This is a genomic window from Flavobacterium sp. MAHUQ-57 (genome assembly GCF_051908335.1).
In the GTDB taxonomy this organism is placed as follows: Bacteria; Bacteroidota; Bacteroidia; order Flavobacteriales; family Flavobacteriaceae; genus Flavobacterium.
The window spans coordinates 381,983-394,064 of the sequence record NZ_JBPZTE010000006.1; the positions used below are offsets into that span (position 1 = coordinate 381,983).

The 12,082-nt window shown below is 32.9% G+C and carries 10 protein-coding genes; 7 read left to right on the top strand and 3 right to left on the bottom strand.

All coding sequences use genetic code 11. The features are described 5' to 3' along the window. Positions 1-14: 14 nt before the first annotated feature. The 3 genes from ACS8MM_RS01995 to ACS8MM_RS02005 all read left to right on the top strand — a co-directional run bounded on the left by ACS8MM_RS01995 (position 15) and on the right by ACS8MM_RS02005 (position 3,271). Positions 15-1,268, top strand: coding sequence for a TPR end-of-group domain-containing protein (locus tag ACS8MM_RS01995; RefSeq protein ID WP_379712499.1), 1,254 nt, complete (start codon positions 15-17; stop codon positions 1,266-1,268). Position 1,269: 1 nt separating this feature from the next. After that, complete coding sequence (locus tag ACS8MM_RS02000) at positions 1,270-2,160, top strand: EamA family transporter (protein WP_379712501.1); 891 nt, start codon at positions 1,270-1,272, stop codon at positions 2,158-2,160. Between the two features lie 208 nt (positions 2,161-2,368). After that, positions 2,369-3,271, top strand: a complete 903-nt coding sequence (locus ACS8MM_RS02005; RefSeq protein ID WP_379712503.1) for a metalloprotease — start codon at positions 2,369-2,371, stop codon at positions 3,269-3,271. Between the two features lie 228 nt (positions 3,272-3,499). Here the strand turns inward: ACS8MM_RS02005 and ACS8MM_RS02010 are convergent, their stop codons facing one another. Then, positions 3,500-3,928, bottom strand: a complete 429-nt coding sequence (locus ACS8MM_RS02010; RefSeq protein ID WP_379712505.1) for a hypothetical protein — start codon at positions 3,926-3,928, stop codon at positions 3,500-3,502. A 202-nt stretch (positions 3,929-4,130) separates the two neighbouring features. Between ACS8MM_RS02010 and dnaK the strand changes: the two genes are divergently transcribed. Both dnaK and ACS8MM_RS02020 read left to right on the top strand, forming a co-directional pair. Then, the gene (gene dnaK / locus ACS8MM_RS02015) at positions 4,131-6,020 is read left to right on the top strand and encodes a molecular chaperone DnaK (RefSeq protein WP_379712507.1); all 1,890 of its coding nucleotides are present in this window, start codon (positions 4,131-4,133) and stop codon (positions 6,018-6,020) included. A gap of 106 nt (positions 6,021-6,126) precedes the next feature. Next, positions 6,127-6,648, top strand: coding sequence for a hypothetical protein (locus ACS8MM_RS02020; RefSeq protein ID WP_379712509.1), 522 nt, complete (start codon positions 6,127-6,129; stop codon positions 6,646-6,648). Between the two features lie 33 nt (positions 6,649-6,681). Here ACS8MM_RS02020 and ACS8MM_RS02025 read toward each other — a convergent pair whose 3' ends face one another. Together ACS8MM_RS02025 and ACS8MM_RS02030 are read right to left on the bottom strand one after the other, a co-directional pair. Further along, positions 6,682-7,065, bottom strand: a complete 384-nt coding sequence (locus ACS8MM_RS02025; RefSeq protein ID WP_379712511.1) for a RidA family protein — start codon at positions 7,063-7,065, stop codon at positions 6,682-6,684. Between the two features lie 34 nt (positions 7,066-7,099). Next, positions 7,100-9,817, bottom strand: a complete 2,718-nt coding sequence (locus ACS8MM_RS02030) for a putative LPS assembly protein LptD (protein ID WP_379712513.1) — start codon at positions 9,815-9,817, stop codon at positions 7,100-7,102. An 81-nt stretch (positions 9,818-9,898) separates the two neighbouring features. On the opposite strand from ACS8MM_RS02030, the gene ACS8MM_RS02035 reads away from it, so the two are divergent. Both ACS8MM_RS02035 and ACS8MM_RS02040 read left to right on the top strand, forming a co-directional pair. Further along, positions 9,899-11,086, top strand: coding sequence for an N-acetylmuramoyl-L-alanine amidase family protein (locus ACS8MM_RS02035; RefSeq protein ID WP_439948684.1), 1,188 nt, complete (start codon positions 9,899-9,901; stop codon positions 11,084-11,086). Positions 11,087-11,129: 43 nt separating this feature from the next. Continuing rightward, positions 11,130-12,080, top strand: coding sequence for an MlaD family protein (locus ACS8MM_RS02040; protein WP_379712517.1), 951 nt, complete (start codon positions 11,130-11,132; stop codon positions 12,078-12,080). The last annotated feature ends 2 nt before the right edge of the window (positions 12,081-12,082 follow it).

The following is a 12,082-nucleotide window of genomic DNA, read 5'->3' on the forward strand; positions in this document are numbered from 1 at the left end:
CTTATTTTATAGCCATGAAGCAATTTTACTTTGTAGTATTCTATTCATTTTTTAACCTTTCAGGTTATTCACAATCACTTAAAGAAATATACAATAAAAGTGTACAATGCTATCAAAATAAGGATTTTATTGGATTCTTGAATACAACAAAACAATTGGACAGCCTTCGTCCTTCACATCCCACCTATACTTACAATTTGGCCTGTGCTTATGCGTTGAATAATAAAATTGAAGAATCTATTACTGCATTGAAAAAATGTCTTGTGATGAATAATTCAATTGCATTTGAAAACGAAATTGATTTGGAAAACATAAAAAAATCAGAAAAGTATGCATCACTTTTGACTTTGCAATCCGAATTGGCCAATCCTGTAATCTCTTCGAAAAAAGCTCTGGTTTTATCCGAAAGAGATTTACATCCGGAAGGTTTACTTTACTTAAAAAAATCAAAACAATGGTTGGCAACAAGTATTCGAAATCGCAAGATTGTCAGTTTTGATAGTAAAACGGGAAAATGTAGCAATTGGTTTACTGATGCTAGTTTGTACTCAGTTTTTGCTATAAAAGCGGATAACGATGAAAAATCACTTTGGGTTACTTCTACTGCCATTCCAGAAATGAAAGGTTTCGAAAAAGACATTGAAGGAAAGTCTGTAGTTCTCAAAATTGATATTAAAACCAAAAAAATTGAGCAACGTTTCGAGCTGATTGGAAATCATGTATTTGGAGATTTAGTGATTGATAAAACAGGAAATGTTTTTGTTTCTGATAGTGGAGAGGCCACAATCTTTAAAATTACAAATAATTCAATGGAGGTTTGGCTGGATTTGAAAAAGGAAGCCTTCAATTTACAAGGATTGACTTTCAATGATAAAGAATCGGTACTTTTTGTTGCCGATTATTTGAAAGGAATTTTGAAAATCAATAGGGAAAATCCATCGGATAGAAATTGGCTTGCATTTCCAGAAAATGCGACCTCAAAAGGTATTGATGGACTTCTTTGGAACAAAAAATCATTGTTCGCGGTACATAATGGAGTGAAACCGATACGAATTGTACAGTATTTACTTAATGATAAAAATGAAATTGCTTCTTTCAAAATAGTTGACAATAACCGCCCCGAATTTGAAGAACCAGCATTGGCCACAATTAATGATAACAAATTGTTTTTCTTCTCTAATGCTCCTTGGAAAGCCTATACTAAAGAAGGTGTTTTAGATGAAACTGTAATCGATTTTCCAACCTTATTTTCATACCAACTACCATAAAATGCAATTCAATAAATACTTTTTTTCTGCTTTTACATCTTTTTTTATCTGGGGTTTTTTCAGTTTAGCGCTTAAACCGCTACATGATTATCCTTCCTTAGATATACTATTTTACAGGGTTTTTTATGCCACCGTTTTATTACTTGTAATTAACTTGTTTTTTAGAAAAGACAAACTGAAGAAAGATTTTAAATTTTTTAAAACTTTTACCCAAAAAGACAAAAGAAAAACAGTTGCATTGACTATTTTAGGTGGATTCTTGCTCACATTTAACTGGTTTTTGTTTATGTATGCCGTAAATCATGTTAGTTTACAATCGGCTTCATTCGCTTATTTAATCTGTCCAATCATTACCACAATTTTAGCCTTTTTTATTCTGAATGAAACGCTGAGTAAGTGGCAATGGTTTTCGGTTTTACTTTGTATTGTCAGTTGTGGTATTTTATCGTATGGTCATGTAGAAGATTTGATTTATAGTTTGGTAATTGCAACCACATTTGCTTTGTATCTTATTAGTCAACGTAAAAACAATCAATTCGATCGTTTTGTGGTTTTGACGGTTCAAATGGTTATTGCTTCCTTAGTATTACTGCCTTTTTTTCCAGTTTATAAAGGAACAACACCTACAGAAGGATTGTTTTATATTTTAATGATTCTAATTGTTGTACTTTTTACAATTATACCTTTATTCCTTAATCTGTTTGCCTTAAAAGGAATGAATTCTTCAACGGTAGGTATTCTAATGTATACTAATCCACTAATCAATTTTATATTGGCAATTTTCTATTTTAATGAAAAAATAAATGCTGCCCAGATGATTGCAAATGGCTTAATTATGACTTCCATTATCATTTTTAATGAGAAAATAATTTTCAAGAGAAAGTCGTTGTAGAATTATCTGATTTCTTGTTATAATTTTGTGTTTTTGTTATTTTGTTGTGAAAAAATATTAATTATCGACATTTACAATCGATTAAGTGTTTGATAAAATCGATGAAATGCAACGTTGTGATTTTTTCAAGAGCGTAAGTGTTTTTTTGTTAAATTTCTTTTGGTGAAGTTTATATATTTGCCCTCAATAAACTAAAAACCAATAAATTATGAAAACCAACCAAAAAACTTTATTGTTTTTAAGTGCTGCGGCACTAACTACGTTTTTCGCTTGTACGAAGGACGATTCGGCTCAAGGAGAGCAAACTTCAGTAGTTATTGAACAACCTAAAGGAATTGAAAACGAATGTAGTTATGTTGATGCCTATTGGCCATCATCTGCAGTTTTATCAACTACATTATCTGCGGGGGCTGGAACTTCTTCTGATGTAACTTTGATGGTAAATCAGAACACTGCAATTAAAAATTTCTGGAGAGGAACTTCAGTAGCTGCGCCTACTTTCCGATTTGTTCAAAATGGAACAAACTGGAGTTCAACGTACAATGCAATTTCGTATAGTACTGGAAAAATTTACTACGGTGAAGGAATTTTCAGAGATGCTAAATCTAAAGATGCATCGAATTTAATTAATGTGATGATTTTAGCACACGAATACGGTCATCAATTGCAATATGCTTTTGGATTGCCATCAAAAAAAGAAAGCACAGCAAGACCTAATGAATTAGAGGCAGATGGTATGGCTGGATACTATTTAAGAAGAGGTTACGGTAAAACAACTTTCGCATCTATTGCAACAGGTTATGAATTTGCATTTTCAATTGGAGATTACCAGACAACTAGTTCAGGACACCACGGAACTCCTCCACAACGTCGTTCAGCTGTACGTTTAGGATTCTTATTGGCAGATCCTGCAAACGCAAAATTAACAGCTTCTCAGTTTGATTATAATTTCTTCTACTACTATAATGGAGTATTGAATGGAACTTATAGATTGGCAAAACCATCTAATATTTCTGAAGAAACTCACAACTATATCATGTTACACATGGATGAGTTAAGAAGAATTCAATCAGGCCAAATGTCTGATAATGAGTATTTCAACCTTCAATAAGTTGAATTCATTTCTTTGAATTGTAAAAGCCGTCCTTTGGACGGCTTTTTTATTTGAAATAATATTTTTTTAAATGTTCGATTTCTTCGATAAACGAATCAAATTTTTCGTTAGCAACTGAGTGGGTTATTTTCTTATTTTCTATATCAATTTCTCTCATTGAATCTTCAATTAAAATAATCATTTCTCTTACTACATTAGTCTTTTTTCTTCCTAATTGATAACCAGTTATTCCATTCTCATCAAAGGAAATATGTATGGGTTTTGTTTTTTATTAGAAACAATATAATAATTGAAAAAATTGTACTCGTTTTTTTTGTCAAGTGTCTGGTATACTGATACAATTTCTATAATCTGTTTTATATTTGAGGACTTATTAATTGCTTCACAAATACGTATAGTATGATTTTGTCTTTGAATTGTTTTTAGATTGTATTTTTTTAAATCGATTTGACAAATTGTTTTGAGGTATTGAAGATTTTGTTTTACTTTTTCATCACTCACCATTTCATCATTTATCATATAATGAACTCCATGCTCTAAACTATCGAGTTTGCTTAGTTCTATAGATAAAAAGTTGTCTAAAGTGAACAAGTTTTGTTGAGAATGAACCGATAGAAAACAGTTCGTGAATAGTATAAGAATGATTTTTTTCATGACAGTTTTAATGTATGCCAAAGTTATGATTAATTATTAACGTCTGAAATTGTCATTTTGTCATATTGATTTTGACATATACTGCCAATTTTGATAAAATAAAGACTTGGCACAATCCTTGTCATTTTGCAATCCGTGTGAAGAACACTGCTCACTCGTAGAGGAGTAATCAAAATGAATTAAAGTAAAGGAGAATTATATTATGAGTAAAATTATCGGAATCGATTTAGGTACGACAAACTCTTGTGTTTCGGTTATGGAAGGTGGAGAGCCAGTAGTAATCGCTAATGCAGAAGGTAAAAGAACTACACCATCCGTTATCGCGTTTGTCGAAGGTGGTGAAATTAAAGTAGGTGACCCGGCGAAACGTCAGGCGGTAACAAACCCTACGAAGACTATTGCTTCAATTAAACGTTTCATGGGTAACAAATACACTGAAAGCGCTAAAGAAGCATCAACTGTGGCTTACAAAGTAGTTAAAGGTGATAATGACACACCACGTGTTGATATCGACGGAAGATTATACACTCCACAGGAATTATCAGCTATGACACTTCAAAAAATGAAGAAAACTGCTGAAGATTATTTAGGACACTCAGTAACAGAAGCGGTTATCACTGTTCCTGCTTACTTCAACGACGCACAACGTCAAGCTACTAAAGAAGCGGGTGAAATTGCTGGTCTTAAAGTTATGCGTATCATCAATGAGCCTACTGCAGCGGCATTGGCTTATGGATTAGATAAAGCAGCACATGACAAGAAAATTGCTGTTTACGATTTAGGTGGTGGTACTTTCGATATTTCAATCCTTGAATTGGGTGACGGTGTATTCGAAGTATTGTCTACAAACGGAGATACTCACTTAGGTGGTGATGATTTTGACCAAGTAATCATTGATTGGTTGGCTGATGATTTCAAAGCTGCTGAAGGTGTAGACTTACGTCAGGATCCAATGGCATTACAACGCTTGAAGGAAGCAGCAGAAAAAGCTAAAATTGAACTTTCAGCGTCCGCACAAACAGAAATTAATTTGCCATACGTTACAGCTACAGCATCAGGACCAAAGCACTTGGTGCAAACTTTAACTCGTGCTAAATTTGAACAATTAGCAGATACTTTGGTAAAACGTTCTATGGAACCGGTTGCTAAAGCATTAAAAGATGCAGGTTTATCAACTTCTGAAATTGATGAAGTAATTTTAGTTGGAGGTTCTACACGTATCCCGGTAATTCAGGAGCAAGTAGAAAAATTCTTTGGTAAAAAACCATCAAAAGGTGTAAACCCAGATGAAGTAGTAGCTATTGGTGCTGCAATTCAAGGTGGAGTTTTAACAGGTGATGTGAAAGATGTATTGTTATTAGACGTTACACCACTTTCATTAGGTATCGAAACTATGGGAAGTGTAATGACGAAATTAATTGAGTCGAATACAACTATTCCAACAAAAAAATCGCAAGTTTTCTCAACAGCTGTTGATAATCAACCATCAGTAGAAATTCACGTATTACAAGGTGAACGTCCAATGGCAGGTGACAATAAAACAATTGGTCGTTTCCACTTAGACGGTATTCCGCCAGCACCAAGAGGAGTTCCTCAAATCGAAGTAATTTTCGATATCGATGCTAACGGTATTATTCATGTAACTGCAGTTGATAAAGGTACAGGTAAATCTCACGATATTCGTATCGAAGCGTCTTCAGGATTGACACCGGAAGAAATCGAGAAAATGAAAAAAGAAGCGGAATTGAATGCTGAGGCAGATAAATTAGCTAAAGAAAAAGCGGATAAATTAAACGAAGCTGACGGAATGATTTTCCAAACTGAAAAACAATTGAAAGAGTTTGGAGATAAATTATCAGAAGGTAATAAATCTGCGATCGAAGCTGCTTTGAATGAATTGAAAGCTGCTTACGAAACCAAAGAAATTTCAGCTATAACTCCAGCTTTAGATAAAATAAATGAAGCTTGGAAAAATGCTTCAGAGGAAATGTATAAAGCACAAGCGGAAGGTCAAGAACAACCTCAAGGTGAGCCACAAGCTCAAAATGAAGGTGATAATGTTCAAGATGTAGAGTTTGAGGAAGTAAAATAATTAAGCATCAAAACTTAAATGTTATTATAAAACCGGGATTTTTCCCGGTTTTTTTATTAAGAAAAATAGGTTATTTTTGCGACTCCAAATCAATATTTTTATTTAAATGAAAAAAACTTTTTTTTTAGCAGCTGTAGCTTCCCTTTTTCTTGGATGCTCAGGCGGATCAGATGACACTAATCACGGTACCATCTCAATGAAATTTAATGGCGAACAAATCAGTGCAAGAGTGACTTCAGCTACCTTAACGTATATTGATGGTGCAGGCAAAAGGTTTGACATCTCAGCAGAAAACAATTCCAATACATTTCAAATTGCTATTGCAAGTACTTCTATGAATGAGGAATTTAATACTAATGAGTATACAGATGAGAACGCAAATCTAGATGACAATCAGGGATTATTTTATACTTCTTATAAAGTCGGTGGAAATACGTATGGAGAACACATGCCATCTGATGTGTCAATTTATAAAACACAGCAAGATATTAACAATAATGTGATTTCGGGAACCTTTACATCTGTATTGGAGAAAGTAGGAGAATTACAAGATCAAGTCAATACTCCTGATGAAATTGTAATTACTGAAGGAAAATTTAATAATATCAAATACGATGTTATTCAATAATAAAAAAAGCCATTCTGAGGAATGGCTTTTTTTTTATTTTACTGCAATCATGGAGATTTCAATGTTTACATTTTTAGGTAATGTAGCAACCTGGACAGTTTCGCGTGCTGGTGCATTTGATTCATCAAAATACTTTCCGTAAACCGCATTGATTCTGGCAAAATCCCCCATGTTCATGATGAAAATCGTGGTTTTGATTACATGATCAAAAGTCATATCCGCAGCTTCTAAAACCGCCTTCAAATTTTGCATTACTTGTTCGGTTTCTACTTCAATATTGTCTAAAACCAATTCACCATTGGCAGGATTAATGGCAACTTGGCCGGAAGTGTATAAGGTGTTTCCGCTCAAAATCGCCTGACTATATGGACCGATTGGAGCTGGAGCCTTTTCGGTAAAAATTACTTTTTTGCTCATTACTTTTTAATTTTATTTAAGATAGATGTATGTTTTAGTTAAGTGTTCTATCGGGTACACTGCGTTTGTCCCACTTAATATCGCTTAATACGGAAGAACTTATTCCGATGAAGAAATACCATGAAGCTCTGTCACCAAATGGATTCCAATTAAAATCCATTCTCCAGCTCAATAAATCTCTTTGAAATCTTAATTGAGTATAAGTAACTCCTTTTTGTACAAAATCATATCCGGATGAAGCTCCAGCCTTCCATTTTGGGGTAATGTCTACATCTCCGGATAACATTAATGAACTTTGTGTGATTTTGTTTTCTCTTTTGGTGTTGGAATAGGTAAGTGAGTAAGCAAGTCGTAAATCCCAAGGTAATTTTGCATTGTAAAAACCATCGAACTTTTCTTCCTTATCATCATCGTCGAACTGGCTGTTTCTGCGATCACTAAAATCGGTTGTAGTTCCGAATAAATTATCTTCTCGACCTCCATTTCTTAAACCTCTATTATTAAAAGAATTGTCATCTTTTGATTTTTGATTTCTATTGGTAAGCGAATAATTTAAATTGAAATACGCTCTTGTCATTCGGAATAAGCTTCCACCATTGTCAATGTTGAACATTTCCATTAATTCTCCATTCGAATTGATGGCATAAGGATTAAATGAAGCGCCAAAATTCATGTTCATTTTATTTTCAAATAAATCGATTCCACTTTTTACATTCAAATCGGACCATTTGTTTTTTAAAGCGTTCATGTTATAGCTAACATCAAAATTTAAATTTTTAAGTAAGTATATTTTTTTAGGCTCAACTTTTGTGGAGTCTTTATCTCTTACCTTAGCTTCGAACGTATTGTTTAATGAGAAATTGACGATATTACTCATACTATTTGAAGGTCCGCCAAAAATTCCTTTTTCGAATTTGTTGTAACGCGCTATATTACCAGCAGCATCAATAATATAATTATCATAATACCTATCAAATGAAGGAGTGTAACTATAACTAAGAGATGGACTCAATGTATGTCTAATGGCTTGAATTTTATTTTTTTCATTGAATTTGAAAGTTCCATAAATCGTAGTTCCTAATCCTGTTGAAAAATTATAAGTTCTAAAAGCAGCAAATCCATTTTTCTCAACATCTTCAACAGAATTTTCGGTGGTATTGAACCTTTTCTCAATAGTTTTCATGTACCATGTTTCCAGATAATTTGAAGTTGCTGAAACATTAATGTATTTGAAAAGCTTAAAATTGGTTGTTAAAGGAATAGTATGTTGCAAACCATTTTGAGCATTTCTAAACATCTCAGGTTTGAAAAATAAAGAATCAACTGTAGAAATTCTGTTTTCACCACGTACACTATAGTTAAGACTAAGATTTTTTATGATTCCCTTTTTAGTTTGGTTTTTTCCTGCGAAAGGGAAAAAACGATCAACGTTAGCCTGAAATGTTGGCAAAGTCATGTTGATTACGCCTGTGTTTGTATTTTGTGAATGTGTGGCCGTTAAGGAAAGGTTTACTTGTGGAATAACATTAAACGTTTTGGAATAAGAAACAGAAGAGCTTAACGTATTATTCAAAAAGTTAGCATTATTCACTTGATTGAAAGAGCTTTGATAATATTTTTGACTTCCTAAATTTACTGAAGCTGAAAATCTCGAATTAGGTGTGGCTTTTGAATCTGGAGCATGGCTCCATTGAATATTGTAAAGGTTCGTTTTTGCATATCCAGGTAATCCTCTTTCACCTGTGATTTGATTTTCATATCTGAAATTGAAATTTCCTCTGAAACGATATCTTTTGGCATAACTGCTCTCAGCTCGGAAAGCGTAACTACCGTTTGTATAGTAATCACCTAAAAGGGCTAAATCAATTTTGTCACTTATCGCGAAGTAATAACCACCGTTTTGTAGAAAATAACCTTGTTGATTCGTTTGACCAAAAGTGGGAAGTATAATACCTGATGTACTTTCGTTCGTCATCGGAAAGAAAGCAAAAGGAACCCCAATTGGCGTTGGTACATCCGCAATAACTAAATTGGTTAAACCTGCTACGACTTTTTTTCCTGGTACTAATTTGATTTTTCGAGCAAGAAAGTAATATTCCGGATCGTCTAAGTTTTTAGAAGTAGTAAAACGGGCATTTTTGATAAAATATACAGAATCATTTTCTCTTTTAGTAATTTCACCTTTAACTCTGAATTCACCTTGATCAGTTCTAGAGTTCCAAATTAAAGCTTTCTTGGTTTTAAAATTGAATCGAATAGAATCAGGTTCGACAATATTTTGCCCTTGCTTGAATACAGGATATTGAGAAGGACCACCAGCCGAATCTTTAATTTTACCGGCATAAACTTCATCTTTTTCGTAATCAATAACGATGATACCCGACTTCAGTTCGATGTCTTTATAATATACTTCAGCTTCGTCAAAAAGTGTGATTTGCTTCTTTTTTTGATTAATTTTTGCGTACTTCTTGGATTTGTATTTTATTTTTCCATCCAATAGAGGTTTCTTTTTTTTGACAGAATCACTTTTAATTGTGTCTTTATTGGTAACAACATTCTTTAAACCAATATTTAGGCTATCTTTCTGTTTATCAGTAGATATTGAATTGTTTTTTTTAGGTAACTCTTGAGAATAAGTTTTTGAAACACCAAGAGTTAATAAAATTGGTAATAAAACGATATGAAATAAGTTTGTACGCAAAGCTATAAATGCTATTTTTGTAAAAATATGGCTTAATTTTTGAAGTGACAAACTTACATCTATTTTTAAAAATAATTAAGCATTTAATAAAATTATAACCTTTGGGTCTATATAAAAGATATTGATATGAAAATGACAGTAATTAAAAAGGCTTTATCGATTGTATCGCTAATTTTAGTTTCATCCGCTTTTGCACAAACCAATACAAAATTTAAAGTAACACTTGATGCAGGACATGGTGATCATGATTTTGGAGCAGTTTACCACGGATTTGTTGAAAAAAATATTGCATTAGGAGTTGTGCTTAAACTGGGAAAAATTTTGGAACAAGATCCGTCTATTCAAGTAAATTATACTCGTAAGTCGGATGTGTTTGTAGATTTAGTGGAAAGAGCAAATATTGCCAATAGAGCTGATGCCAATTTATTTGTTTCCATTCACTGTAATGCCAACAAAAACACGGAGGCTTATGGCACGGAAACGTATGTAATGGGACTTTCGAAAAGTGCTTCAAGTTTAGAAGTTGCGAAAAAAGAGAATGCCGTAATTACTTTAGAGGATAACTATAAACAAAAGTATGCAGGATATAACCCGAATTCACCAGAATCTTTAATTAGTGCAACAATAATTCAGGAAGAATATCTTGATCAAAGTATTGAATTTGCACACCGTGTTCAAGATAATTTTGATGTGAAGTTGAACAGAAAAGTGCGTGGTGTTAAACAAGCTCCTTTCATGGTACTGCACAAAGCATTCATGCCGAGAGTTTTGATTGAAATGGGATTTATTTCAAATAAAGATGAAGGTGCTTATTTAAATTCGGAAGAAGGTCAAATAAATGTTGCAAAATCTATCGCAGATGCTATTTTTAGAATGAAAGTAGATCATTTTGGAGGAACTGTGCCAGTATTGGATATTCAGAAATCGGAAAGACCGGTTAAAAAGGATTCGATCAAAAAAGTGGTTGAAAACAAACCGGCAAAAGAAACTCTAGTAGTAAAGGAAACAACCAAAGAAGCAATCAAAGCGGTAGAAAATAAAACTTTGGCAATAAATAAAAACAAACCTGTTTATAAAATTCAGATTAAAGCAAGTAAAAATTTAATTGAATTGAAATCAGAAAATTTTAATGGTTTGGACAATATTTCTATGCTATTAGAAGGTGATTATTACAAATATTTGTATGGAGAAACTAATGACTATGAAGCTTCTAAAAAACTTTTGGCAGTTGCTAAAACAAAGGGATATGATTCTGCATTTATAGTTCCTTTTAAAAACGGAATTAAAATTTCATTGAACGAAGCAGTAAAGAATAAGTAATTGAAAGCTTTAAATTATTAATTTTGCTTAAAACAAGACGATTTTGAAATTAACAAGAGAAATTAAAACCGCAATACTGGTTATTGCGTCACTTTTATTATTTATTTGGGGATACAGCTTTTTAAAAGGAAGCAATCTGTTTAATAATCATAAAAAGTTATTTGTAGAATATGATAATGTTGAAGGTTTGGCACCTGCGGCTCCCGTAACTATAAGTGGTAAAGTTATTGGTAAGGTTAATACCATAACACTAAACCCTAATGGAAAGCTTTTGGTCGAAATGCAAATCAACGAAGAGAGTTTTCCAATTTCAAAATCCAGCATAGCTCAAATTTATGAGCCGGGATTTATCGGAGGTAAACAAATTGCAATTATTCCTAATTTTGAAGATAAAACTTTAGCGGTATCTGGTGATAAACTCTCTGCAGATATAAAGCAAGGACTTACAGCTTCTTTAGGTAATAAACTAGCGCCAACGCAACAAAAAATTGACGGATTGGTAACCAACGCTGATAAATTAATGATTAATGTTAATAGTGTTTTGGATGAACAAACCAAAGCGAATATCAAAGCTAGTATTAATCAGCTTAGTAAAACATTGACAGAATTAAACAAAGCCACTGCTCAAGTTAATGCGTTGATGACTGAAAATAATCAAAAAATCAGCAATACTTTAACCAATGCTGAAAAAGCATCTGGAAGTATGGCTAAGATTACTTCTGATCTTGAAAAAGCAAAGCTTTCAGAAACGGTTAATAATCTTGAAGCTACATTAGGAAATGTCAATAAAATGTTGGCAGATATGCAATCGGGCAAAGGAACTATGGGGAAATTAATGAAAGATGATGCACTTTATACTAATTTATCCAAAACATCAAAAGAATTGGAGTTATTACTACAAGATGTACGTCTACACCCAACACGCTATGTGAACGTTTCAGTTTTTGGAAAAAAAGAGAAACCTTATAAAGCGCCGGAAGAACAACCTAAATAAGA

Coding starts and splice junctions, on each gene's coding strand:
- ACS8MM_RS02035 (WP_439948684.1), top strand. CDS start 9,899: ATGACAGTAATTAAAAAGGCTTTATCGATTGTATCGCTAATTTTAGTT.
- dnaK (WP_379712507.1), top strand. CDS start 4,131: ATGAGTAAAATTATCGGAATCGATTTAGGTACGACAAACTCTTGTGTT.
- ACS8MM_RS02010 (WP_379712505.1), bottom strand. CDS start 3,928: ATGAAAAAAATCATTCTTATACTATTCACGAACTGTTTTCTATCGGTT.
- ACS8MM_RS02000 (WP_379712501.1), top strand. CDS start 1,270: ATGCAATTCAATAAATACTTTTTTTCTGCTTTTACATCTTTTTTTATC.
- ACS8MM_RS02005 (WP_379712503.1), top strand. CDS start 2,369: ATGAAAACCAACCAAAAAACTTTATTGTTTTTAAGTGCTGCGGCACTA.
- ACS8MM_RS01995 (WP_379712499.1), top strand. CDS start 15: ATGAAGCAATTTTACTTTGTAGTATTCTATTCATTTTTTAACCTTTCA.
- ACS8MM_RS02020 (WP_379712509.1), top strand. CDS start 6,127: ATGAAAAAAACTTTTTTTTTAGCAGCTGTAGCTTCCCTTTTTCTTGGA.
- ACS8MM_RS02025 (WP_379712511.1), bottom strand. CDS start 7,065: ATGAGCAAAAAAGTAATTTTTACCGAAAAGGCTCCAGCTCCAATCGGT.